The organism is Streptomyces sp. NPDC058646 (genome assembly GCF_042716875.1).
Lineage (GTDB): Bacteria > Actinomycetota > Actinomycetes > Streptomycetales > Streptomycetaceae > Streptomyces.
The window spans coordinates 103,926-126,643 of sequence record NZ_JBHXRK010000016.1 but is presented as its reverse complement, the minus strand read 5'-3'; the positions used below and the strand labels follow the sequence as shown (position 1 = coordinate 126,643).

Here is a 22,718-nt window from a genome sequence, read left to right as displayed (position 1 = left end):
TCCCTGAAGTGCGTGTGGAACAGCGTGGGCGAGCCGCGCCCTCCACCGGCGGACGGCTCCTGGGGAGCGGCCCCTTCCTCCATCGGGTTCCGGCCGGAGAAGGCTTGAGCCACTGCCCCCCGGCTGGCCGACAGGGCGGGGTGCCGGCGGGAGGCGTGCCGGGGCGGTGCAGGGAGGATCGTTCCGGGCCACCGCCAGGGTGCAGCCCCGAACGAACGACCGCAGGAAGTTCACCCGTACGGGCGGCCCGGGGCCGGAGTCGTCAGGACCCGCCGGCGCCCGGGTGCCCGTACGCCCAGCGGGTCAGAGGCCGCCGGTGCGGAGCAGCTTGTTCGAGGTGCCCGGGCTGATGCTGGTCAGCAGGTCCTTGGTGGACTCGTTGTCGAGGAACTCGACGATGTCCTCCGGGGCCGCTGCGGGGTTCTTGGCCTTGTAGAGGACGGCGACACCGGCGACGTGCGGCGCGGCCATGGACGTGCCGTTCAGGGCCAGGCTGCCGCCGCCGAGCTTCGCGGAGACGATGGCCTCGCCGGGCGCGTAGAGGGAGACGCAGGTGCCGTGGTTGGAGAAGGAGGTCTCCTCGTCCCACTGGTTGCTCGCCGCGACGGTGAACACCTTGGTCGCGGATGCCGGCGAGACGGTGCAGGCGGACTCCGCGGAGTTGCCCGCCGCGATCACGGGCAGCACGCCGGCGTCGGTGACCGCGTTCGCGGCGTCGTTCAGCGCCTCGGACAGTTCGCCGCCCAGGGAACCGTTGAGCACGGCCGGCTGCTGGGCGTTCTTGGCCACCCAGTCCAGGCCCGCGATGATCCCGGAGTAGGTGCCCTTGCCGTCGCAGCCGAGGACGCGGACGCTGACCAGACCGGCCTTCTTCGCGACCCCGTACGTCTGGCCGGCGACCGTGCCGGCGACGTGCGTGCCGTGGCCCTGGCAGTCCTGACCGTTGCGCCCGTCGTTCATGGCGTCGAAGCCGAAGGCGGCACGGGTGGCGTCGGGCCCGCCGAACTCGGTGTGGGCGTAGTCGATGCCGGTGTCGAGGATGTACGCGGTCACCCCGGCGCCGTTGCCGTTGACGGTGAAGTTGCTGTCGAGCGGCAGCTTCTCCTGGTCGATCCGGTCCAGCCCCCACGAGCTCGACGGGGCACGGGTGCCCGGGGCGGTGCTCGGCCTCGGTACCGACTGGACCTCGGCGTCCTCCTCGACGGTCTTCACGCCCAGGCTGTTGCGGACGAGCGTCAGCTGGAGCGGGGTCAGCGGGACGGCGAAGCCGTTCAGCGCCGAGGTGTAGATGAACGACGCCTTCAGGCCCAGCCGCTGCACGACCTCCGCCGCGTCCTGGCCCTTCTCCAGGGTCACGATGTACTGGCCGGGCACCGCGTCGGCGGCGGTCTTCAGCGGCGCGGGGGTCGGCTCCGGAGCGGCTGCGGACGAGGAGGCGGTACCGGCGGCGACCGGGACCAGCGACGCGATGAGGGCGGCGGTGGCCACACGTGCGAGCGGGCGCATGGAAGGAACTCCCTGGCGGGGTGAACGGTCGACGTGGGTGAGCCGCCCCCGCGGCATCGAGTGCTCGTGCGGAGGCGGCCCTGACCTCCCATCGGTGCCACCTCCGGGTGGCTTGAACCACCGCCCCCACCTGGCCGATGCCCCGGCGCCCGCCTCTGCGCCCCCTGTCGCACAAGCTGCGGACAGGGTTATCCCCTGCGGCGTCAGGGCCGCGCCCGGATCCTTGCACGGGCGGCTGCCCCCGCAAGATCACCCGTACGGTCCTCGCCCACTCCAGGGGGGCGCACGGCGGGTGCGCTCTCCGTGCCCCCGCCACACCCCCGGCCGTCGTTGACCAGGCCTTCGGCGCATGATGGCCTCGCCCCATGCGCAACCGTCCGAGCCGGTCCCTGGCCGTCGCCGTCCTGGCCGCCGTCACCGCCCTGCCCGCGTCCGCTGCCGCTGCCGCCGGGCCCGCGTCCGGGTCCGTGTCGCGGCCGGCCGCCGACCACCCGACGTACATCGTCACCGTGCACCGCGGCCTCGACCCGGCCGCCGTCGCGGACGCGTACGGGATCACCCCGCTCCACGTCTACCGCGACGCGGCGAACGGCTTCGCCGCCCGCCTCTCCCCCGAGCAGGTCGAGGCGCTGCGGGCCACCGCCGTCGTGGAGTCCATCGAGCAGGACGGCACCGCGTCCGGCTCCGGGATCTTCTGAAACACCCGGGCGGGGACGGCGCCGCCGGCGGATCAGTGGGGGAAGTGCTCCGTCTCCAGCGCGACCGGGAACGGCTCGGGGAGCTTCAGCACCTCGCCGAAGGCCACCCGCTCGGTGTGCCGGTAGGCGCCGTTCGCGGGACCGGTGAACAGCGTGGCCGTGGGCCCGTGCTCGTCGAAGCGGTCGATCAGCAGGTAGACCGGAACCGGAGCATGGGCGTGGGCCCAGAGCTTCTTCTTCCGGTCGTCCTCGGCGTTGCCCCTGGAGGTGATCTCCACGACGAGCAGCGCCTCGGCCGCGTCCAGCGGATCACTGACGTCCGCGTCGACGCCTTCGACGAGTGCCGAAGGTGCGATCACCAAGTCCGGCATGTACAGCTTCCCCAGCGGGGCGATGTGGATGCCGAGGGTCTGATAGATCTCCCAGTCCGGTCGCAGTACGCCGTACAGCGCGCGTTGCACCCTGGCGGCGATCCCGTCGTGGTGTCGGTGGGGCGGGGGCACCAAGGTGATCCGTCCTCCGTCGATCTCGGCGCTCCAGCCCTCCGGCACGTCCAGCTCACGCCAGCTCTGCAGCAGGTACTCCCACGCACGGCCACCGGCGCTCCGGCCGGGTTCGACCACGGCTGCGGTCATCGCGGGTCCCCTCTCCTGTGGCCATGGCATGAACGTAGATCGACGGTTTCGCGGCCCGGGCCGCTTCCCTCAGCGTCCCACGATGGGGGGCGCACGCAGCTACCTCCGCGCCGACGACCGCCATCGCCCGCATCCGGAAGACGGCATCCGCTCCGCCCGGGGTGATGGCGGTGGCATCAACGGCGGCACTGGCGGCAACGACCAGCACCGGGACCAGCAGAGGAGTGCCGGCCCCGGTGCTCTTCGCCTAACCGCGGTACACCCGCAGCTGGGAGACCTCGTACGACATCTCCGTCTGCCCCGGACCGGGTGCGGGGTGGTACCTCCCGGCGGACACCGACAGGTTGACGATCAGGTACGCGTGCCAGGTGCGGCCCACGCCGCGGCGGTCGCTGTACACGCGCGCGCCGTTGACCCACCAGACGACCGAGTTGCGGCCGAACTCGACCTTCAGGTCCACCCAGGCGCCGGGCCGGACCGACGGGTCGCGGTGGTAGCGGTGCGCCTCGCGGACGTGGTTGGACAGCTCCAGCAGATCCGGGTTGTCGGGGTGGTACTCGAAGACGTCGATCTCCTGGCCGCCGTCCCGCCAGGTCCAGATCGCGGGCCAGGCGCCCGTCTCCACCGGCAGTCTGACCCGCGCCTCCAGCACGTCGCCGGTGCGCACCATGAACCCGTCCTCGCTGCCCTCGGTGGTGAGCAGCCCGGCGTCCCAGTTGCCGTCGGGGCGCAGCGTCGCGCGGAAGACACCGCTGCGGCTGTAGGCGGGGTCGGCGACGAGGTGGTCGAGCTTGTTGTCCCCCGGGTTGACCGGGCCGCCGTCGGGATAAGCCCAGGAACGGCCGGCGACCCACTGGTCGGAGGAGGCGAAGTCGGCGGTGAAGACGGGGGCGGGGCGGGGCCTGAAGGGGGCCAGGCCCCCGCCGGCCCGCGGGGCGAGGCGGCGGGACAGGCGCCGCAGCCATCCGAGCGTTTCCGAGACCATGCCTGTGCTGTGCCCGGCGGGAACCGGCTCAACCACCGGTTCTCGCCGAGAGTGATCGCACGACTGCGTTCAGTCGCCGCGGTGGTGCGCCGCGCGCACGAAGGCGCGGATCAGGTCGGGGGACTTCACCCCGCGCTCCCTTTCGACCCCGCTGGACACGTCCACGCCCCACGCGCCGGTGCTGCGCAGGGCCTCCCCGACGTTGTCCGGGGTGAGCCCGCCCGCGAGCAGCCAGTGCCCTTCGGGAGCGGTGAACTCCGCGGAGCCCCAGTTCCAGGGCTTGCCGGAGCCGGGGTCGGGGGCGTCGAGGAGCAGCAGGTCCTCGCCGTACTCGCCGCAGCGCTTTACGTGCCCGGCGGTGGCCCGCAGGAGGGTCCGGCCGGGGGCCCGCAGTTCCCCGTAGTACGCGGGCCCCTCGTCCCCGTGCAGTTGCACCCCGCGCACCCCGCTCTCCTCGGCGAGACGCCGCACCTCCTCCAGAGGCTGCCCGCGGAACACCCCGACGGTCAGCACCCCGGCGGGCACCCGCCCGCCCAGCTCGCGCGCCAGGCCGGCCCCGATCGTGCGGGGGCTGCCGGGCGCGAAGACGAACCCGACGGCGTCGGCCCCGGCCGCCACGGCCACGTCGACGTCGTGGGCGGTCTTCAGCCCGCAGATCTTGACGAAGGGTGCACTGCTCTCGCTCATGCCCCGAGTCAACCAAACCCGGGCCCCCACCGCCGCCCCGTCCCGAGTACCGGGCACGCGCCAAGCTCATCCGGGGGAAGATCGTCGTGTCACCGTGGTCCAAGCTGCGCTACTACCGCCCGATGCGCACGCTGCGCCGACAGCTTGAGCCCCACGCTCCCGAGAACCACGTGACGGACGTCGCGCCGTTCCTCTTCGAGTTCCCGTGGACGGGGCGGCCCTGTCGCTGGTCGCCGAGTTCACGTCGGTCTCCGCGAAGGACGCGGACTGGAACGAGAAGCTGGACGTCCACGGCCTGCTCGTCCCGGTCTACCTGGTCGTCGACCTGCAGGACGTGGAGATCACCTGCTTCCACGACCCGTCCCCGCACGGCTACCGCTCCCGTACGACGGTGTCCTTCGGCGAGGCGCTGCGCGTACCGGCTCCCTTCGGCTGCACCCTCGACACGGCGTTCTGAAGGGCGCGGCCCGGCGGCTTCCCGTACGGAGCGGGCCCGGTGGAACGCCCGAGGGCGGCACCCGCTCCGTCCGGAGTGGGTGCCGCCCTCGGTTCGAGAACAGCCGATCAGCCAGGGGCCGATCAGAAGTCCATGTCACCGCCCGGCATGCCGCCGCCCGCGGGGGCACCGGCCTTCTCGGGCTTGTCGGCGATGACGGCCTCGGTGGTGAGGAACAGCGCGGCGATCGACGCGGCGTTCTGCAGCGCGGAACGCGTGACCTTCGCCGGGTCGATGATGCCCTCGGCGATCATGTCGACGTATTCGCCGGTCGCGGCGTTCAGGCCCCAGCCCACGGTGAGGTTGCGGACCTTCTCCACGACGACGCCACCCTCGAGACCACCGTTGACGGCGATCTGCTTCAGCGGGGCCTCGAGCGCGAGCTTCACGGCGTTGGCGCCGGTCGCCTCGTCACCCGACAGGTCGAGCTTCTCGAAGACCGAGGAGGCCTGCAGCAGGGCCACGCCACCACCGGCGACGATGCCCTCCTCGACGGCCGCCTTCGCGTTGCGGACGGCGTCCTCGATGCGGTGCTTGCGCTCCTTGAGCTCGACCTCGGTCGCGGCACCGGCCTTGATGACGGCCACGCCGCCGGCCAGCTTCGCGAGGCGCTCCTGGAGCTTCTCGCGGTCGTAGTCCGAGTCGGAGTTCTCGATCTCGGCGCGGATCTGGTTGACGCGACCCTGGACCTGGTCGCTGTCGCCCGAACCGTCGACGATCGTGGTCTCGTCCTTGGTGATGACGACCTTGCGGGCGCGGCCGAGCAGGTCGAGACCGGCGTTCTCCAGCTTGAGGCCGACCTCCTCGGAGATGACGGTGCCACCGGTGAGGATGGCGATGTCGCCGAGCATGGCCTTGCGGCGGTCACCGAAGCCCGGGGCCTTGACGGCGACGGACTTGAAGGTGCCACGGATCTTGTTGACGACCAGGGTCGACAGGGCCTCGCCCTCGACGTCCTCGGCGATGATCAGCAGCGGCTTGCCGGACTGCATGACCTTCTCCAGGAGCGGCAGCAGGTCCTTGACCGAGCCGATCTTGGAGTTGACGATCAGGATGTACGGGTCGTCGAGCGACGCCTCCATACGCTCCATGTCGGTGGCGAAGTACGCCGAGATGTAGCCCTTGTCGAAGCGCATGCCCTCGGTGAGCTCGAGCTCCAGACCGAAGGTCTGCGACTCCTCGACGGTGATGACGCCTTCCTTGCCGACCTTGTCCATCGCCTCGGCGATGAGCTCGCCGATCTGGGTGTCGGCGGCGGAGATGGAAGCCGTGGAAGCGATCTGCTCCTTGGTCTCGACGTCCTTGGCCTGGGCGAGCAGGGCGGCGGAGACGGCCTCGACGGCCTTCTCGATACCACGCTTGAGGGCCATCGGGTTGGCGCCGGCGGCCACGTTGCGCAGGCCCTCGCGGACGAGCGCCTGGGCGAGCACGGTGGCGGTGGTCGTACCGTCGCCGGCGACGTCGTCCGTCTTCTTGGCGACTTCCTTGACCAGCTCGGCGCCGATCTTCTCGTACGGGTCCTCGAGCTCGATCTCCTTGGCGATGGAGACACCATCGTTGGTGATCGTGGGGGCGCCCCACTTCTTCTCAAGGACGACGTTGCGACCCTTGGGGCCAAGGGTGACCTTGACGGCGTCGGCGAGCTGGTTCATCCCACGCTCGAGACCGCGCCGGGCCTCCTCGTCGAACGCAATGATCTTGGCCATCTGAAGTGGTCCTCCCGGACAGGGGTGGATTGCTCCGGACCGCGCCCGCGCCCGCGACGGACGGCCTGCGTGCCCGGCGGTTCCTTCCCGCCGGACCTGCGGGCCTCACCGGCCCGGTCCTCGTTTTGGTAGCACTCTCGCTTGGAGAGTGCTAACGCCAATGATTAGCACTCGCCCCCCGCGAGTGCAAGCGGCTTCGGGCAACGCCGGGCGAGGAACCGGACAGGACAGGGGCCGACCGGCCACAACGCACGAGGGGCCCCCATCCCGTGTCCAGGATGTGGGCCCCTCGTACGTCGAACACAGTGCGTGGGCGGTCGATCGCGCCAGGACTAGCCGAGTGCGAGCTTGACCATGTCCGCCTGCGGACCCTTCTGGCCCTGCGAGATCTCGAACTCGACCCGCTGACCCTCTTCAAGGGTGCGGTACCCGTCCATCTGGATGGCGCTGTAGTGGACGAACACATCCGCACCACCGTCGACCGCGATGAAGCCGTAGCCCTTCTCCGCGTTGAACCACTTGACGGTGCCCTGAGCCATGCCTAACTCCCCTATTACTGGCCCTTGCGCAGGAACGCACTTCGCGGTCCCGGGTCATCACTTGCGTCGGAACGCGTCGACCGAGGCTGAATGTATCTGCGCGAGTGCTGTCTGCAACAGGTCAATCCCACGAGAATTCTGGACACCCAGAAACACAGAAATAAAGTGAAAATTTGCCATATCCCAGGGCAACTCGGGCCAGGCATATTGCGCCAAAGCCCCATACCGCACTTGCACATTGACCCGATGTCGACCCTCACGCGACCCGTTCATATGCGGCGGGCAAGAACAGCGGAGGGGACTTCCCCAACCCTACCGCGCCCAATCAAGCTGAATTGCCCCCTCCGCTTTTTAGCGGAGGGGGCAATTACGTTTTTGCGCGTCACCTACGGGAAGGTCAGCCGCCCGCGACGGCCGGGATGATCGAGACGCCGGCACCGTCCGGGGTCACGGCCTCCAGGCCGCCCTCGAACCGCACGTCGTCGTCGTTCACGTAGACGTTGACGAAGCGGCGCAGCTTGCCCTGGTCGTCCAGGACGCGCGCGGCGATGCCCGGGTGGTTCTTCTCCAGGGACTCGATGACCTCGGCCAGGTTGGCACCCTCGGCGGACACCTCGGCCCGGCCGCCGGTGTAGGTGCGCAGGATGGTGGGGATGCGGACGTTGACGCTCATGGCGCTACTGCCTTTCCGGGGAGCAGGAGGAGATGGTCAGGCCAGTCCGGCGGCGCGGAAGGCGTCCAGGCTCGGGCGGATGGTCGCGGTCTGGCCGCTGTCCGCGGCCACCGCCTCCAGGGTCTTGAGGCCGTCACCGGTGTTCAGGACGACGGTGGTCAGCGCCGGGTCGAGCTGCCCGTTCTCGATGAGCTTCTTCGTCACGCCGACGGTCACGCCGCCGGCGGTCTCGGCGAAGATGCCCTCGGTCTGCGCGAGGATCTTGATGGCCTCGACGACCTGCTCGTCGTTGACGTCCTCGACGAATCCGCCGGTGCGCCGCGCGATGTCCAGGACGTACGGGCCGTCCGCCGGGTTGCCGATGGCCAGCGACTTGGCGATGGTGTTCGGCTTCTGCGGGCGGACCACGTCGTGACCGGCCTTGAAGGCGGCCGACACCGGGGAGCAGCCCTCGGCCTGGGCGCCGAAGATCTTGTACGGCTTGTCCTCGACGAGGCCGAGCTTGATGAGCTCCTGCAGACCCTTGTCGATCTTCGTCAGCTGCGAGCCGGACGCGATCGGGATGACGATCTGGTCGGGCAGCTGCCAGCCGAGCTGCTCGCAGATCTCGTACGCGAGCGTCTTGGATCCCTCGCCGTAGTACGGGCGCAGGTTGACGTTGACGAAGCCCCAGCCCTCGCCCAGCGGGTCGCCGATGAGCTCGGAGCAGAAGCGGTTGACGTCGTCGTAGTTGCCCTCGATGCCGACCAGCTCGCCGCCGTACACGCCGGCCATGACGACCTTGCCCTGCTCCAGGTCGTGCGGGATGAACACGCAGGAGCGGAATCCGGCCCGGGCGGCAGCGGCGCCGACGGCGCCGGCCAGGTTGCCGGTGGAGGAGCAGGAGAGGGTCGTGAAGCCGAAGGCGCGGGCCGCCTCGACGGCGATGGCCACGACGCGGTCCTTGAAGGAGTGCGTCGGGTTGCCGGAGTCGTCCTTGACGTAGAGCTTGCCGGTGACACCCAGCTCCTTGGCCAGGTTGGCCGCGTCCACGAGCTTGGTGAAGCCGGGGTTCAGGCTGGGCTTGGAGGCCACGTCCGCGGGGACGGGCAGCAGCGGGGCGTAGCGCCAGATGTTGTTCGGGCCCGCCTCGATCGCGGCGCGCAGGGCCTCCGGGTCGCCGGTGGGGAGGTCGTAGGCGACTTCCAGCGGTCCGAAGCACTCGGCGCACGCGAAGATGGGGCCGAGTCCGAAGCGGGTGCCGCACTCGCGACAGGAAAGGCCGGTGGCAGGTCCGAGGTCGACAGAATCCTGGTCGGCAGAGGTGGCGACAGTCTGTGCAGCCATGATGGCGAGGCCCTTTCTCCTCATCTTCCCCATGGCGCACTTCGCCATGAGACGGAATTGGCACCTTCCCTAGCCGGGGACCTCGCAGATGTCGCTGACGTAGCGATCGCGAGACCGACTGGAGGGTTGCCGGGGCTTCAACGGGCCGTGTCCCTCTGCCCCTCTGGATGAGCGGTATGGCACCGGGCCGCGCGCTCTATGGCGCGCCCGGGCGTTTGTGCGCGAGGACCCCCGACATGCGATGGTCCTTCGCGTTGTTCAAGACTGTAACCGAAGGCCCCGGGTGGTTGAGACAGCCGTCCGAACCGCGAGATGGATCTCAATGGGGTCAAACCGCCGAACGGCAGGGAGTGCTGAAAGTGCTGGAAGAGGTGGAGCGCTGGCTCGCCGACCGCTCCTGGTCCGCCGCCGACCGACCGCTCGACCAGCTGCTGGAGCGGAAACGGGCAGCGGGCACCACGGTCAGCGTGGTGCTGCCCGCGCTCGACGAGGAGCCGACCGTCGGCGCGATCGTCGAGGTGATCCGGCGCGAGCTGATCGAGGGACTGCCGGTCCCGCTGGTGGACGAGCTCGTCGTGATCGACTCGGGCTCCACCGACCGCACGGCGGAGGTCGCGTCGAAGGCGGGCGCCCGGGTGGTGCACCGCGACGGGATCCTGCCGCGGATACCGGCCCTGCCCGGCAAGGGCGAGGTGCTGTGGCGTTCACTGCTGACCACCACCGGGGACGTGGTCTGCTTCGTCGACGCGGACCTGCGGGACTTCTCCTCCGCCTTCGTCTCCGGAATCGTCGGACCGCTGCTGACCGACCCGGACGTGCAGTTCGTCAAGGCGATGTACGACCGGCCGCTCGGCGACGCCCCCGGGCAGGGCGGCAGGGTGACCGAGCTGGTCGCCCGCCCCCTCCTGAACCTGCACTGGCCGCAGCTGGCCGGTTTCGTGCAGCCGCTGGGAGGCGAGTACGCCGTGCGCCGCAGCCTGCTGGAACGGCTGCCGTTCCCCGTGGGCTACGGGGTCGAGCTGGGCCTGCTGGTGGACGCCCTGCACACGGTCGGGCTGGACGCCCTGGCCCAGGTGGACGTCGGCGTACGGCTCCACCGGCACCAGGACGGGAAGGCGCTGGGCCGGATGGCCGCGGCGATCTACCGCACCGCGCAGGTGCGCCTCTCGCGCGGGCACCTCGTACGGCCGGAACTCGTCCAGTTCGAGCGCGCGCCGCACGGGTTCGTGCCCCGGACCTACCCGGTGGACACCGAGGAGCGGCCTCCGATGGCGGGCATCACGGAGTACGCGCGACGCCGCGTGGCGTGAGGGTTACGCACGTTTGAGCGAGCACGAGCCGGGCTAGGTTGGCCGCATGGCTTCTCAGGTACTCGTTGCAGCGAACCGCGGCCCCCTCTCCTACGACCTCTCGGCCGAAGGCACCCTCAGTGCCCGCCGCGGCGGGGGCGGTCTCGTCTCCGGCCTCTCGGCCGCACTGGCCCGGCAGCCGGAAGCGCTGTGGATCTGCGCGGCGCTGTCGGAGGCGGACCGGGAGGCGGTCCGGCGGGGAGTGGCCGAGCCGGGCGTCCGGATGCTGGACATCGATCCCACGGTGTACGACGACGCGTACAACGGCATCGCGAACTCGGTGCTCTGGTTCACCCACCACCACCTCTACGACATCCCGCGCGAGCCGGTCTTCGACGCGCGGTTCCGCCGGCAGTGGGAGTCGTACACCGCCTACAACCAGGCCTTCGCGGAGGCCCTCGCCGAGGAGGCCGCCGAGGGGGCGCGGGTCCTGGTCCAGGACTACCACCTGGCACTGGTCCCGGGCGCGCTGCGCGAGCTCCGGCCGGACCTGCGGATCGCGCACTTCACGCACACGCCGTGGGCGTCGCCGGAGTTCCTGGGCATGCTCCCGGACGACGTCCGGAGCCGGCTGGTGTGGGGGATGCTCGGGGCGGACGTGGTCGGTTTCCACACCTGGGCCTGGGCGCACTCCTTCATGGGCGGCGCGCACCTGGACGACGAGCGGGGCATCGCCGCGCCGCGGTTCCCGGCGGGCGAGGAGCCCTCGCGGGCCCGCTCCATCGAGAAGAGCCCGTCGGGCCCGGTGCGGCACAAGCGGACGGACGTCGCCGTGTACGCGCTGGGGGTCGATGCGGAGGACCTGCGGTCCCTCGCGCACCGGCCGGAGGTCGACGAGAAGCTGGCCGCGCTGCGGGCCGAGGTCGCGGGCCGCAGGACGATCGCCCGGGTGGACCGCACCGAGCTGTCGAAGAACATCCTGCGCGGCCTGCACGCCTACCGGGAGCTGCTGACCACGCACCCCGAATGGCGGGGCGAGGTGGTGCACCTGGCCTCCGCGTACCCGTCCCGGCAGGACCTGAAGGTGTACCGGGACTACACGGCGGCGGTCGCGCAGCTCGCGGAGGAGATCAACGCGGAGTTCGGGACGGCGGACTGGCAGCCGGTGCTGGTGTCCGTGGTGGACGACTTCGCGCGCTCGCTGGCGGTGTACCGGATGGCGGACGTGGCGCTGGTGAACCCGGTGCGGGACGGGATGAACCTGGTCGCGAAGGAGATCCCGGTGGTGTCGGAGGCGGGCTGCGCGCTGGTGCTGTCCACCGGGGCCGGGGCGTACGAGGAGCTGCGCGAGCACGCGCTGACGGTGAACCCGTACGACGTCACGGCGACGGCCGAGGCGTTGCACGCGGCGCTGTCCATGCCGGCGGCGGAGCGGGCCGACCGCACGAAGCGCCTGGCCGCCGCCGCCACGACCCTCCCCCCGGCCGCCTGGTTCGAGGCCCAACTGGACGCCCTCTCCTAGCCCCGGGCCCCCTTCCTGGGGCTCCGCCCCAGACCCCGCGCCTCAATCGCCGGCGAGGCTGAACTTCGGCTGATCCCGCCTGCCAACCGCGGGAAGTCCTGAGGCGCGGGGCGCGGGGCTGAGCCCCGGATCTTCAGCCCGACCCAACGCCAAACCCAGCCCCGCCGGCGCTTGAGGCGCAGGCCACAGGCCACAGCCCTGGATCTTCAGGCCCCAAACCCAGCCCAGCCCAGCCCAACGCCACACCCAGCCCCGCCGGCGCTTGAGGCGCGGGGCGCAGGCCGCAGCCCTGGGTCTTCAGCCCAGCCCAACGCCACACCCAGCCCCGCCGGCGTTTGAGGCGCGGGGGTCCGGGGGCCGGCCCCCGGCGACGGCGCCGCGGGGGCGGTCCGAGCTGCAGCCCGCAGGGAGGGGTCAGGCCCGCAGCGCAGCGGCCAGTGCGGCGAGGAAGGCCACGACCTGGGACGGTCCCGCGAGGACGAGGTCGGCCCGGGAAGCCAGTCCGGGGACCTCCGCCGAGCCGCTGCACACCAGCAGCCCCGGCAGCCCGTCGGTCCGCCGCTTCTCGACGGCGGCGAAGGCCGCGAGGTCACCCAGGTCGTCGCCGGCGTACAGCACGGCCTCCGCGCCGGTCTCCGCGAGGAACTCCGTCAGGGCGACGCCCTTGTCGGTCCCCGGCGGCCGCAGCTCCAGGACGGCCCGGCCGGGCTCGACCATCAGCCCGTGCCGTGCGGCCAGCCCGGCCAGCGGTTCCCGCAGGGCCGCGAAGGCCGCGTCGGGGTCCTCGGCGCGGCGGGTGTGGACGGCCAGCGCGCGGCCCTTCTCCTCGATCCAGGTGCCCCGCCAGGCCCCGATCGACTCCAGGAACCCCGGCAGCTCGGCCCGTACCGCCGCCACCCCGGGGTGCTCGGCGGGGGCGTGGACCGTCCCCGTGACGGCGTCCCAGCGCTCGGCCCCGTAGTGGCCGAGGACCACCAGGTGCTCCAGCCCGGGAACCCCGGCGAAGCCCCCGTAGCGGACGGCGACGCCCGCCGGCCGGCCGGTGATCACGGCGACCGAGGCCACCTCCGGGGCCAGCGCGGCCAGGGCGGGCACGGCTCCCGGGTGCGCGCGGGCCTGGTCCGGGTCCGGGACGATGTCGGCGAGGGTGCCGTCGAAGTCGAGTGCGACCACGGACCGCCGGGGTGCACGGAGCAGGGCCTCGAGTCCCTCGCGTCCGGCGGCGGTGACGGGCATCGGCAAGTCGTGCGGATGGCTCCCCATACGGTCGACCCTAACGGCCCAGCCGCACGACGGCTATGGCGCAGGCCACGCCCGCCGCAGGCGGCACGCTCCGGTCATCTCCGGGCCCGCTGGGCCTCGCGGATGCGCCGCAGCCGGTTCACCGTGCCCGGGGCGTGGGCCAGCGCCCGGGGATCGTCCATGAGCGCGTTGAGCAGCTGGTAGTAGCGGACCGGGGTCATCCCCAGCCCTTCCCGTATCGCCCGCTCCTTGGCGCCGGGCCCGGGCCAGGTGCGTCCCTCGTACGCGAGCACCGCGGCCTCCGTGGCCGTCAGCTGCCCCTCGTCCGTCATACCGCCAGATTAACGCCGCCCACCGACACCGGCGCCGCGCGGCGGGACCGCCCCGCGTCAGCGCGGGTCGGCCGCCCGCGCCGCCGTCGCGATCTCGTCCAGGACCTTCGCGGGCTGCCCGCCCGGCTGGACGGTCTTGCCGATGTTCTGCTTGATGTCCTCGCTGACCCCCGCCCAGGACTTCTTGCCGACGGGGTAGAGCCGGGACGTGGGCAGCGCGGCCAGGAAGGTCTTCAGCTGCGGGGCGGACCCGCCGGTGCCGCTCTCCATGGCCCGGTAGCCGCTGGTGGTGACGGGCAGCAGGTCGTACTGGTTGGTGAAGGCGGTCACGTTCTTCGCCTCGTACAGGTAGTCCAGGAACTTGCCGGACTCCGCCTTGTGCCCGTTCTTGAAGGCCATCACCCAGTCCGCGACGCCCATCGCGGGCTGTTCGTTGCCTTCGGCGGTGGGCAGGGGGACCATGCCGAACTTCACGCCCTTGGCCGCGGCCTGCTTCACGAGCGTCGGGTGGCCGTTGAGCATGCCGACCTCTCCGCGGGTGAAGGCCTCGAAGGCGGCCCGGCGGTCCAGCTTGCCCGGCTCGACGGGGCCCGTCAGGCCCTGGCCGACCATCTTGTCGCGGAGGAACTCCAGCGTCTTGACGTTGTCGGGCGAGTCGATCGAGTAGCTCTCTTCGTTGTCGGTGTAGCCGCCGCCGCCCGCCAGCATCCACATCATCGTCTCGGCCTGCGCCTCCTCGCGGCCCAGCGGCAGCGCGAAGGGGGTCTGGACGCCGGCGCCCTTGAGCTTCTTCGCGGCGGCTTCCAGTTCCGCCCAGCTCTTGGGCTGCCAGCCGCTCTTGGCGTCCTTGGCGAGCACGCCGGCGTCGGTGAGCAGCTTCTCGTTGTAGAAGAGCAGCCGGGTGCTGGCCACGAAGGGCATGCCGTACTGGACGCGCTTGACCTTGCCCGCCTCGGCGAGCGGGCCGAGGAAGTCGGCCTCCGTCTTGACGGAGAGCAGCTCGTCCACGGAGTACAGCTTGCCGTCGGCCGCGTAGTCGGCGTAGGCGCCGATCTGCGCGATGTCGGGGGCCTTGCCCGCCTTGACCATCTCGGCGACCTTGGCGTCGACCTCGGACCAGTTGTAGACGCTGACCTCGACCTTCGTGCCGGGGTGGTCCTTCTCGAAGGCGTCGGCGAGACCCTTCCAGTACGTCGCCGACGAGTTCTGCGGATTGTCCCCGTAATCGGCCGCCACGACCCGGAGGGTCACCTCGTTGTCCCCGGTGAGTCCGCCGAGGGCTCCGCAGCCGGTGAGCGTCGCGGTCAGGCACAGTGCGGCACCGGACGCGGCCGGCCTCAGGTAACGGCCCTTCACAGTTCTCCATCCACCCCTTGTTGTACGTACGATCCACGTAAGGTCTACACCACTTTGGCGCCTCGTCCACATCCGGATCCCTCCCGTGTCCGGTTCGTGTCCGGACCCCCGTCCCGACCACGGCCCCGAATTTGTATGGTCACTCAACAATCCCTCTCAATGGACTAGACCTTTCCCCGTCGAGCACGCGAGACTGTCCTCTGTGAAACCCGTGAAACACGTCATCGCCCTCGATGTGGGCGGCACCGGGATGAAGGCCGCCCTGGTCGCCGCCGACGGCACCCTGCTCCACGAGGCGCGCCGCGCCACCGGCCGCGAGCGGGGCCCCGACGCCGTCGTCGAGACGATCCAGGCCTTCGCCGCCGAGCTGCTCGACACCGGCCGGGAGCGCTTCGGGCGCCCCGCCTCGGCCGCCGGTGTCGCCGTACCCGGCATCGTGGACGCCGAGAACGGGATCGCCGTCTACGCGGCGAACCTGGGCTGGCGCGACGTGCCGATGCGGGAGCTGCTCAGCAGGCGCCTCGGCTCGATCCCCGTCGCCCTCGGCCACGACGTCCGCACGGGCGGGCTCGCCGAAGGCCGCATCGGGGCGGGCCGCGGCGCCGACCGCTTCCTCTTCGTCCCCCTGGGCACCGGCATCGCCGGAGCCATCGGCATCGCCGGCCGCATCGAGGCGGGCGCCCACGGCTACGCGGGCGAGATCGGGCACATCGTGGTCCGCCCCGGCGGCCCCGCCTGCGGCTGCGGGCAGCACGGCTGCCTGGAGACCCTCGCCTCCGCCTCCGCCGTCAGCCGCGCCTGGGCCGCCGCCTGCGGCGACCCGGAGGCGGACGCCGCGGACTGCGCCAAGGCCGTCGAGGACGGCGACGCACGCGCCCGCGAGGTCTGGCTGGCCGCGGTCGGCGCCCTCGCCGACGGGCTGGTCACCGCGATCACCCTGCTGGACCCGCGCACGCTGATCATCGGGGGCGGGCTCGCCGAGGCGGGGGAAACCTTGTTCACACCACTACGGAAGGCCGTGGAGGAGCGCGTGACGTTCCAGCGGCTCCCCCACATCGTTCCGGCGGCCCTCGGGGACACCGCCGGATGCCTGGGCGCAGGGCTGCTCGCCTGGGACCTACTCGCCACGGAGGTACCTGCCTGATGTCCGGAAGCGCGCACAGCACTGTTCTCTCCGGCGCCAGGGTGGTGCTGCCCACCGGAACCGTGGCCGACGGACGGGTCATCGTCGAGGGCGACCGCATCGCCGGCAGCGCCCCGGAGGGTGCGCAGGTCGTCGACCTCTCCGGGCACTGGATCGTCCCCGGCTTCGTGGACATGCACAACCACGGCGGCGGCGGCGCCTCCTTCACCTCCGGCACCGCCGAGGAGATCCTCAAGGGCGTACGGACCCACCGCGAGCACGGCACCACCACCCTGGTCGCCTCCACCGTCACCGGCGACCTCGCCGAACTCGCCCGGCGCGCCGGACTCCTCGCCGAACTGACCCAGCAGGGCGAGATCGCGGGCATCCACTTCGAGGGCCCCTTCATCAACCCCTGCCGCAAGGGCGCGCACGAGGAGGACCTGCTGCGCGACCCCGACCCGGCGGAGGTCCGCAAGCTGATCGACGCCTCGCACGGCGCCGCCCGCATGTTCACCCTCGCCACCGAGCTGCCGGGCGGGCTGGACTCCGTACGGCTGCTCGCCGAGCACGGGGTGATCGCCGCGATCGGCCACACGGACTCCACGTACGAGCAGACGCGCGAGGCCATCGACGCGGGCGCGACCGTGGCCACCCACCTCTACAACGCGATGCCGGGCATGGAGCACCGTGCCCCGGGCCCCATCGCGGCCCTGCTGGAGGACGAGCGGATCACCGTCGAGCTGATCAACGACGGCACCCACCTGCACCCGGCCATGCTGGAGCTGGCCTTCCACCACGCGGGCGCGCACCGCGTGGCGCTGATCACCGACGCGATGGACGCCGCCGGGTTCGGCGACGGCACCTACCGCCTCGGCCAGCTGGAGGTCGAGGTCAGGCAGGGTGTGGCCCGGCTCGTCGAGGGCGGTTCCATCGCGGGTTCGACCCTGACCCTGGACACCGCGTTCAAGCGCTCGGTCACCCTCGACAGGCTGCCGGTGGAATCGGTGGTCCAGGCGATCTCCGCCAACCCGGCCAAGCTGCTGGGCCTCTACGACGAGATCGGCTCGCTGGAGCCCGGCAAGTACGCGGACCTCGTCGTCCTCGACGCCGAGTTCGGGGTCCGGGGCGTCATGCGGCGCGGCGAATGGGTCGTCAGCCCTGCGGTGCGGGCCGCGATCTGACGGCCAAGCGGCTGGAAGAACCGGAGCGGTCGGCCCCAGGACTGGGCCGGCCGCCTTCTCTTTGGCATGATCCCGGCAGCGACAGACCCGGGGGAGCCCATGATCCTGACCGTGACGCTCAACAGCGCGCTCGACGTCACGTACCGCGTGCCGCGGCTGCTCCCGCACGCCTCGCACCGGATCACCGCCGTCTCCGAACGCCCCGGCGGCAAGGGGATCAACGTCGCCCGGGTCCTGGCCGCCCTCGGCCACGAGGTGACGGCCACCGGGTTCACGGGCGGCCCGGCCGGCTCCCTCGTACGGGAGCTGCTGGCCGCCTCCCCCGGGGTGGTGGACGCCCTGGTCCCCTGCGCGGGCACCACCCGCCGCACCGTGGCCGTCGTCGACGACGCCTCGGGCGACACGACCCAGTTCAACGAGCCGGGGCCGCTGATCACCGCCGAGGAGTGGTCCTCGTTCCTGGTCCGGTACGGGCAGCTGCTGGCCGGGGCCCGCGCGGTGGCCCTGTGCGGCAGCCTCCCGCCCGGCGTCCCGGTGGGGGCGTACGCCGTGCTCGTACGGGCCGCCCACGCGGCCGGGGTCCCGGTCCTGCTGGACACCAGCGGCGAGGCCCTGCGCCGCGGGGTCGCCGCCCGCCCCGAGATGATCAAGCCGAACGGCGCCGAACTGGCCGAGCTGACCGGCTCCCGCGACCCGCTCCCCGCCACCCGCGACGCCCGCCGCCGGGGCGCCCACGCGGTGGTCACCTCGCTGGGCCCCGCGGGCCTGCTGGCCGCCACCGCCCAGGGCACCTGGCAGGCTGCCCCGCCCCGCACCGTGGCCGGCAACCCCACCGGAGCCGGCGACTCCGCGGTCGCCGGGCTGCTGTCCGCCCTGGTGGAGGGCGTGGACTGGCCGGAGCGCCTGACCCGCGCGGTCGCGCTCTCGGCGGCCACGGTCGCCGCCCCCGCGGCGGGAGAGTTCGACCCCCGCACCTACGAGGAGGTACGGGGGTCGGTGAAGGTGACGCAGCCTCAGTAGCCGACCGCGGAAGCGGCCTTGCCGGCCTCCGCGTCAGCGCCGGACCGACGCCGGATCAGCGCCCGGTCAGCGCTTCTCCAGCGCGAACTGGTCGATGGCCGCGTCGCACGAGTTCCCCTGCTCGCAGGAGATCCTGATCGTGTTCGTGCCCTTCTTGAGGTTCACGTAGGCGTAGGTGTTGGTCCACCCCTTCGCCCAGTCGCCCTCGGCGGCCTTCGCGAAGTTCTTCATGTTCAGCGCACGGTTCTGCGCGGTGCCGTTGACCGTCAGCGTCGTGTTGGCGTCCTTGCCGGGCACCCCGTAGATCATCCGGAAGGTGTACTCGCCGTCCTTGGGCACCTCGACCGTCCAGGTGACGGCCGCGCCGACCTGGTTGAAGTTGCCGACGTACTGGCCGCCCGCGCTCTTCGCGCCCGGCACCGCGGCCAGCAGCGTCGCGCCACCGGTGAGGTCCATCCCGGCGCCCGAGGCGTCCGCCTTGGGCAGCGGGGCCTCCGAAGGCTGCGGGGAGCCGCTCGGGGGCGGGCTGGAGGGGTTCTGCGGGGCCGACGACGGGTTCTGGCCCGTGCCCTCGGTCTTCCCCTCGTCCTTGGTCTTGCCGTTGTCGCCGAAGGCCAGGGCCGCGCCGATGCCGATCGCCACGGCCGCGACCACCGCCACGGCCGCGATGAGCAGGCCCTTGCGGCTGGACCCGCCGCCGCCGTGGCCGCCGCGGCCGCCCGGACCGCCGGGGTGCGCCATGGTCTGGGTCTGGTGCTGCGGGGACTGCTGCTGCGGGGGAACGCCGTACCCGCCCGCCTGGAGCGCCTCGGGGGCCTGGTACTGCGCCTGGTAGGGGGGCTGCTGGGCGGGACCGGGCTGCTGGGGCACGGGGCCGCGCTGACCGCCGTACGTCCGTTCGCCGACCGTGCGCACCTGGTGGTGGGAGGTTCGGGGAACACCCGGCTGCGGGCCGGAATGACCGCCGGCCTGGGGGCCCGGGTAGCCGTATCCACCGCCCGAAGCGGGCGGGGTGGCTCCGGCCGCATGGCCGTCCGCGTAGAGATACCCGAACGGATCATCGTCCTCGGGCTTGTTCGCCCCACCGTGCGGGCCGTTGTTCGCGGGCGTCGTCATCGCAGGTCACTCCTTTCGACCCCCGGGAGCCTACCCCGAACACGTGCACCCCCGGGCGGCCGATCGCTTCAGCCGGCCCGCCGGTGCGCCTTGGAGCGCGATCGCTTCTCGATGTACATCCGCTGGTCGGCGGAGCGCAGCACCTCGTCCGCCGACATCCCGCAGCTGGCCCAGCCGATGCCGAAACTGGCTCCCACACGCACCGCGCGGCCGTCCACCCGGATCGGCGGGATGATCGCGTTGCGCAGCCGGACCGCCAGGTCGGCCGCGTCCGCCGCGCCGAGGCCGTCGGCGAGGACGACGAATTCGTCACCACCCAGCCGGGCGACGGTGTCACCGTCCCTGACGCAGGTGGTCAGCCGCCGGGCCACCTCGATCAGGACCGCGTCCCCCGTGTGGTGCCCGAACCGGTCGTTGATCGACTTGAAGCCGTCGAGGTCGCAGAAGAGCACCGCGAGCCCCTTCGTCCCGTCGTCGACGTCACTCGCGGGTGCCACCGTGTGCACGTGGTGGTCGTAGGGGCCGTCCGCCTGGGCGGGCAGCCCGCCGGGGAACTCGAAGGGGTCGTGCCCGGGGTAGCGGTCCGGGCCGTCGGGCTGAAAGCCGTGCTCCCCGGCACCACCCGCCTCGGCCCGCACCTCGTGGCTCTCGTGCCCGGCGTAGCCCTCGCGGCCCTCGAAGGCCGCGTCCAGGGCCTCGACCGCGGTGGCCCGCACCGACTGCGGCCTGCGGCACAGCCGCGCCCCGAGGCGGGCCCGCAGCTCGGCGCTGTTGGGCAGCCCGGTCAGCGAGTCGTGGCTGGCCCGGTGGGCGAGCTGGAGCTCGTGCCGCTTGCGCTCCTCGATGTCCTCGACGTGCGTCAGCAGGAAGCGCGGCCCGTCTGCGGCGTCGGCGACCACGGAATTGCGCAGCGAGACCCAGACGTACGTGCCGTCGCGCCGGCCCAGCCGCAGCTCGGCGCGGCCGCCCTCGGCGGAGGTGCGCAGCAGGGTGCCGATGTCCTCGGGGTGGACCAGGTCGGAGAAGGAGTAGCGGCGCAGGACGGAGGCGGGCCGGCCCAGCAGCCGGCACAGGGCGTCGTTGGTGCGCAGCAGCCGTCCGTGCTGGTCGCCGCCCATCTCGGCGATGGCCATGCCGCTCGGGGCGTACTCGAAGGCCTGCCGGAACGACTCCTCGCTGGCCCGCAGGGCCTGCTGCTCGCGTTCCAGCCGGACCAGGGCGCGCTGCATGTTCGCGCGCAGGCGTGCATTGCTGATCGCAATCGCCGCCTGGAAGGCGTACATCTGGAGTGCTTCGCGCCCCCAGGCACCGGGGCGGCGGCCGTTCCTCGGCCTGTCCACCGAAATGACACCCAGAAGTTCCCCGCCGGACGCATACATCGGGGCGTAGAGCCGGTCCTCCGGATGCCACTCGTCCTCGAACCGCGGCTCGGGCCCCTCGGTGTGCCACTGGGGGACGTCGTCCTCCATGAGGACCCACCCCTCGGTGTGCGGGATGAACCTGAGCCCGTCCCAGTTCTCACCCATCGTCAGGCGGCGTTCCCAGGAGGAGCGGGAGCCGACGCGGCCGGTGATGAGGGCTTCGGCGGCGGGGTCGCCTGCGAAGGCGGCGACGACGAGATCGCCGTCAGGGCGTACGAGGTTGACACAGGCGAGTTCGTAGCCGAGGCCCACGACGATGCCGTCCACGACGGTCTGCAGAGTGTCCGCCAGGCTCCTGGCCGTATTGAGTTCGGCCACCACCCGGTGCAGCTGCCGCAGGGTCGCAAGACGGACGTACGGCTCCGACTCGGTCTCCATTGCTCGCTCTCCCCGAGACCTCGACAGCAACTCCAGGTTTGTCATCGGCGTTTCGTTGCGGTGTCCCGTCCACTGAATCACAGTGAGCTGTGCGGCAGGTACACAGGGTCAACAAATCTTGCTGTCTGTGACTCAAGTCACATGAGATGAATATTGGCGCGCATCAGGCCCTTCTCCACCAGGGGCGCCCCCCGTCGTTCACGCGAGCGAACGATACGCCCGGTCCTAGGCCGAGGGGCGGGGACGCGGCTCGGACCAGGGCCCGATGTGCGCCGCGGGACCGCGACCTTAGCGTGTTGCCGTGCCCAAGACGACCCCCGCAGCCCCCGTGTCCCGAGTGCCCGGTCCCGGTGCCCCGCCCGTCCCGCGCACCCCTCATCCTGGGGGAGTGAGCAACGACGAGTTCCGGGCCGCGATGTCCCGGCTGGCAGCGGGCGTGTGCCTGATCACCGCGCACGAGACGCCCCTGACGGCGGACGGCCCGCGCGGCGAGGACGTGGGCATGACGGCAACGGCCTTCATGTCGGTCTCGCTGGACCCGCCGCTGGTTCTGGTGAGCCTGCGCGAGGGCTCCCGCATGGACGACCTGCTGGCCGAGCAGCCGCTGTGGGCGGTCTCCGTCCTCGCCGACCACCAGCTCCAGGTCGCGGGGCGCTTCTCCATGAAGGGCCGCATCAGCGACCGCCTGCTCTTCGCGGACCTCCCGTACGTCCGCGGCGAGGCCTCCGGCGCCCCCCTGCTGACCGGCGCGCTCGCCACCCTCGAATGCCGTACGGAGAACCGTGTGGAGGCGGGCGACCACACGCTGGTCGTCGGCCGGGTCCTGACCGCCGGCCTGCCCTCACCGGACGCACCGCCCCTGACCTACTTCCGCGGCCGCTACCGGCACCTGAGCGGCTGATCCCCGGCTGATCCCCGGCAGGGCCACCTGCCGGACCGCCTGCCGGACCGCCTGCCGGCCGCGGCCGCACTACCAGTCGCGGCCGGTGCGGCCCCGCTTCGTCTCCGCCCGCGCCTTCTTCTCCCGCAGGCGGCGCTCGTTGATCCCCCGCGGGATCTTCGTCGCCCGGCGCGCCTTCGGCGGCGGCGCCGTGGCCTCGGCCAGCAGCGAAGCCAGCCGGACCAGCGCCATCTCCCGGTTGCGGAACTGCGAGCGGTGCTCGGAGGCCCGTACGGTCACCACCCCGTCGACCAGCCGCCCCGCGAGCCGCTCCAGCGCCCGCTCCTTCCACACCTCCGGCAGCGCCTTCGTCGCCGCCACGTCGAACAGCAGCTCCACGCGCGAGTCCGAGGTGTTCACGTGCTGCCCGCCCGGACCCGAGGAACGCGAAAAGCGCCAGGCGAGCTCGCCCTCGGGGAGCACGACCGAACCGCGGATGACATAGGGACCAGGCATGCCTCCTATGATCCGTGCCCGCTCCCGCCCCGTCACCCGCATTTCACGACGGGAACCCGCCTGCCCCTCGTCGCGTTGTAGAAGACAG

Annotated in this window: 22 protein-coding genes and 1 riboswitch; of the genes, 8 read left to right on the top strand and 14 right to left on the bottom strand. The window is 71.9% G+C overall.

Annotated features, from left to right (window positions below):
- Nucleotides 1-303 precede the first annotated feature (303 nt).
- Complete coding sequence (locus ACFWUZ_RS20775) at nt 304-1,506, bottom strand: S8 family serine peptidase (RefSeq protein WP_384374641.1); 1,203 nt, start codon at nt 1,504-1,506, stop codon at nt 304-306.
- Between the two features lie 365 nt (nt 1,507-1,871).
- On the opposite strand from ACFWUZ_RS20775, the gene ACFWUZ_RS20770 reads away from it, so the two are divergent.
- A complete protein-coding gene (locus tag ACFWUZ_RS20770) occupies nt 1,872-2,204 on the top strand; it encodes a protease inhibitor I9 family protein (protein WP_384374638.1) in 333 nt (110 codons plus the stop codon).
- 32 nt (nt 2,205-2,236) lie between these two features.
- Here ACFWUZ_RS20770 and ACFWUZ_RS20765 read toward each other — a convergent pair whose 3' ends face one another.
- From ACFWUZ_RS20765 to ACFWUZ_RS20755, 3 genes are all read right to left on the bottom strand, one after another.
- Complete coding sequence (locus tag ACFWUZ_RS20765; RefSeq protein WP_384374635.1) at nt 2,237-2,839, bottom strand: Uma2 family endonuclease; 603 nt, start codon at nt 2,837-2,839, stop codon at nt 2,237-2,239.
- Nucleotides 2,840-3,086: 247 nt separating this feature from the next.
- Nucleotides 3,087-3,824 carry a beta-glucanase gene (locus tag ACFWUZ_RS20760; RefSeq protein ID WP_384374632.1) on the bottom strand — a complete coding sequence of 246 codons (738 nt, stop codon included), beginning with the start codon at nt 3,822-3,824 and terminating at the stop codon, nt 3,087-3,089.
- A gap of 69 nt (nt 3,825-3,893) precedes the next feature.
- Nucleotides 3,894-4,511 (bottom strand): phosphoribosylanthranilate isomerase, encoded by a 618-nt coding sequence (locus ACFWUZ_RS20755; RefSeq protein WP_384374629.1) that lies wholly within the window; start codon nt 4,509-4,511, stop codon nt 3,894-3,896.
- A gap of 205 nt (nt 4,512-4,716) precedes the next feature.
- Between ACFWUZ_RS20755 and ACFWUZ_RS20750 the strand changes: the two genes are divergently transcribed.
- Entirely contained in the window at nt 4,717-4,968 is a 252-nt protein-coding gene (locus ACFWUZ_RS20750) for a hypothetical protein (protein WP_384374626.1), read from the top strand.
- A gap of 122 nt (nt 4,969-5,090) precedes the next feature.
- On the opposite strand, the gene groL is transcribed toward ACFWUZ_RS20750, so the two are convergent.
- The 4 genes from groL to thrC all read right to left on the bottom strand — a co-directional run bounded on the left by groL (nt 5,091) and on the right by thrC (nt 9,251).
- Nucleotides 5,091-6,713 (bottom strand): chaperonin GroEL, encoded by a 1,623-nt coding sequence (gene groL, locus ACFWUZ_RS20745; RefSeq protein ID WP_266935216.1) that lies wholly within the window; start codon nt 6,711-6,713, stop codon nt 5,091-5,093.
- A gap of 332 nt (nt 6,714-7,045) precedes the next feature.
- Complete coding sequence (locus ACFWUZ_RS20740) at nt 7,046-7,252, bottom strand: cold-shock protein (RefSeq protein WP_030009783.1); 207 nt, start codon at nt 7,250-7,252, stop codon at nt 7,046-7,048.
- A gap of 397 nt (nt 7,253-7,649) precedes the next feature.
- Nucleotides 7,650-7,925, bottom strand: a complete 276-nt coding sequence (locus ACFWUZ_RS20735) for a MoaD/ThiS family protein (protein ID WP_384374623.1) — start codon at nt 7,923-7,925, stop codon at nt 7,650-7,652.
- 36 nt (nt 7,926-7,961) lie between these two features.
- Nucleotides 7,962-9,251: a threonine synthase gene (gene thrC / locus ACFWUZ_RS20730; RefSeq protein WP_384374620.1), complete on the bottom strand. Its 1,290-nt coding sequence runs from the start codon at nt 9,249-9,251 to the stop codon at nt 7,962-7,964.
- Between the two features lie 17 nt (nt 9,252-9,268).
- A riboswitch (SAM riboswitch) is annotated at nt 9,269-9,425 on the bottom strand.
- Nucleotides 9,426-9,610: 185 nt separating this feature from the next.
- Between thrC and ACFWUZ_RS20725 the strand changes: the two genes are divergently transcribed.
- Nucleotides 9,611-10,561 carry a glucosyl-3-phosphoglycerate synthase gene (locus ACFWUZ_RS20725; RefSeq protein WP_384374617.1) on the top strand — a complete coding sequence of 317 codons (951 nt, stop codon included), beginning with the start codon at nt 9,611-9,613 and terminating at the stop codon, nt 10,559-10,561.
- Nucleotides 10,562-10,607: 46 nt separating this feature from the next.
- The gene (locus ACFWUZ_RS20720) at nt 10,608-12,062 is read left to right on the top strand and encodes a trehalose-6-phosphate synthase (protein ID WP_384374614.1); all 1,455 of its coding nucleotides are present in this window, start codon (nt 10,608-10,610) and stop codon (nt 12,060-12,062) included.
- A gap of 414 nt (nt 12,063-12,476) precedes the next feature.
- Here the strand turns inward: ACFWUZ_RS20720 and otsB are convergent, their stop codons facing one another.
- The 3 genes from otsB to ACFWUZ_RS20705 all read right to left on the bottom strand — a co-directional run bounded on the left by otsB (nt 12,477) and on the right by ACFWUZ_RS20705 (nt 14,992).
- A complete protein-coding gene (gene otsB, locus ACFWUZ_RS20715) occupies nt 12,477-13,325 on the bottom strand; it encodes a trehalose-phosphatase (RefSeq protein ID WP_384374611.1) in 849 nt (282 codons plus the stop codon).
- Nucleotides 13,326-13,399: 74 nt separating this feature from the next.
- Nucleotides 13,400-13,636, bottom strand: a complete 237-nt coding sequence (locus ACFWUZ_RS20710) for a DUF3263 domain-containing protein (RefSeq protein ID WP_030031449.1) — start codon at nt 13,634-13,636, stop codon at nt 13,400-13,402.
- A 57-nt stretch (nt 13,637-13,693) separates the two neighbouring features.
- Nucleotides 13,694-14,992, bottom strand: coding sequence for an extracellular solute-binding protein (locus tag ACFWUZ_RS20705; RefSeq protein ID WP_384374608.1), 1,299 nt, complete (start codon nt 14,990-14,992; stop codon nt 13,694-13,696).
- A gap of 211 nt (nt 14,993-15,203) precedes the next feature.
- Between ACFWUZ_RS20705 and ACFWUZ_RS20700 the strand changes: the two genes are divergently transcribed.
- From ACFWUZ_RS20700 to ACFWUZ_RS20690, 3 genes are all read left to right on the top strand, one after another.
- Nucleotides 15,204-16,136 (top strand): ROK family protein, encoded by a 933-nt coding sequence (locus ACFWUZ_RS20700; RefSeq protein WP_384374816.1) that lies wholly within the window; start codon nt 15,204-15,206, stop codon nt 16,134-16,136.
- Nucleotides 16,136-17,299, top strand: a complete 1,164-nt coding sequence (nagA, locus tag ACFWUZ_RS20695) for an N-acetylglucosamine-6-phosphate deacetylase (RefSeq protein WP_384374605.1) — start codon at nt 16,136-16,138, stop codon at nt 17,297-17,299. The genes ACFWUZ_RS20700 and nagA overlap by 1 nt, the downstream gene beginning before the upstream one ends.
- A 99-nt stretch (nt 17,300-17,398) precedes the next feature.
- The gene (locus ACFWUZ_RS20690) at nt 17,399-18,319 is read left to right on the top strand and encodes a 1-phosphofructokinase family hexose kinase (RefSeq protein WP_384374601.1); all 921 of its coding nucleotides are present in this window, start codon (nt 17,399-17,401) and stop codon (nt 18,317-18,319) included.
- Between the two features lie 66 nt (nt 18,320-18,385).
- On the opposite strand, the gene ACFWUZ_RS20685 is transcribed toward ACFWUZ_RS20690, so the two are convergent.
- Nucleotides 18,386-19,435 (bottom strand): CBM35 domain-containing protein, encoded by a 1,050-nt coding sequence (locus ACFWUZ_RS20685; RefSeq protein ID WP_384374598.1) that lies wholly within the window; start codon nt 19,433-19,435, stop codon nt 18,386-18,388.
- Nucleotides 19,436-19,503: 68 nt separating this feature from the next.
- Nucleotides 19,504-21,234: a diguanylate cyclase CdgB gene (cdgB, locus tag ACFWUZ_RS20680; protein WP_384374595.1), complete on the bottom strand. Its 1,731-nt coding sequence runs from the start codon at nt 21,232-21,234 to the stop codon at nt 19,504-19,506.
- 415 nt (nt 21,235-21,649) lie between these two features.
- Here cdgB and ACFWUZ_RS20675 point away from each other — a divergent pair, with 415 nt between their 5' ends.
- Complete coding sequence (locus tag ACFWUZ_RS20675; RefSeq protein WP_384374812.1) at nt 21,650-22,135, top strand: flavin reductase family protein; 486 nt, start codon at nt 21,650-21,652, stop codon at nt 22,133-22,135.
- 69 nt (nt 22,136-22,204) lie between these two features.
- Here ACFWUZ_RS20675 and arfB read toward each other — a convergent pair whose 3' ends face one another.
- Nucleotides 22,205-22,630 carry an alternative ribosome rescue aminoacyl-tRNA hydrolase ArfB gene (arfB, locus tag ACFWUZ_RS20670; protein ID WP_384374592.1) on the bottom strand — a complete coding sequence of 142 codons (426 nt, stop codon included), beginning with the start codon at nt 22,628-22,630 and terminating at the stop codon, nt 22,205-22,207.
- Nucleotides 22,631-22,718: the final 88 nt, after the last annotated feature.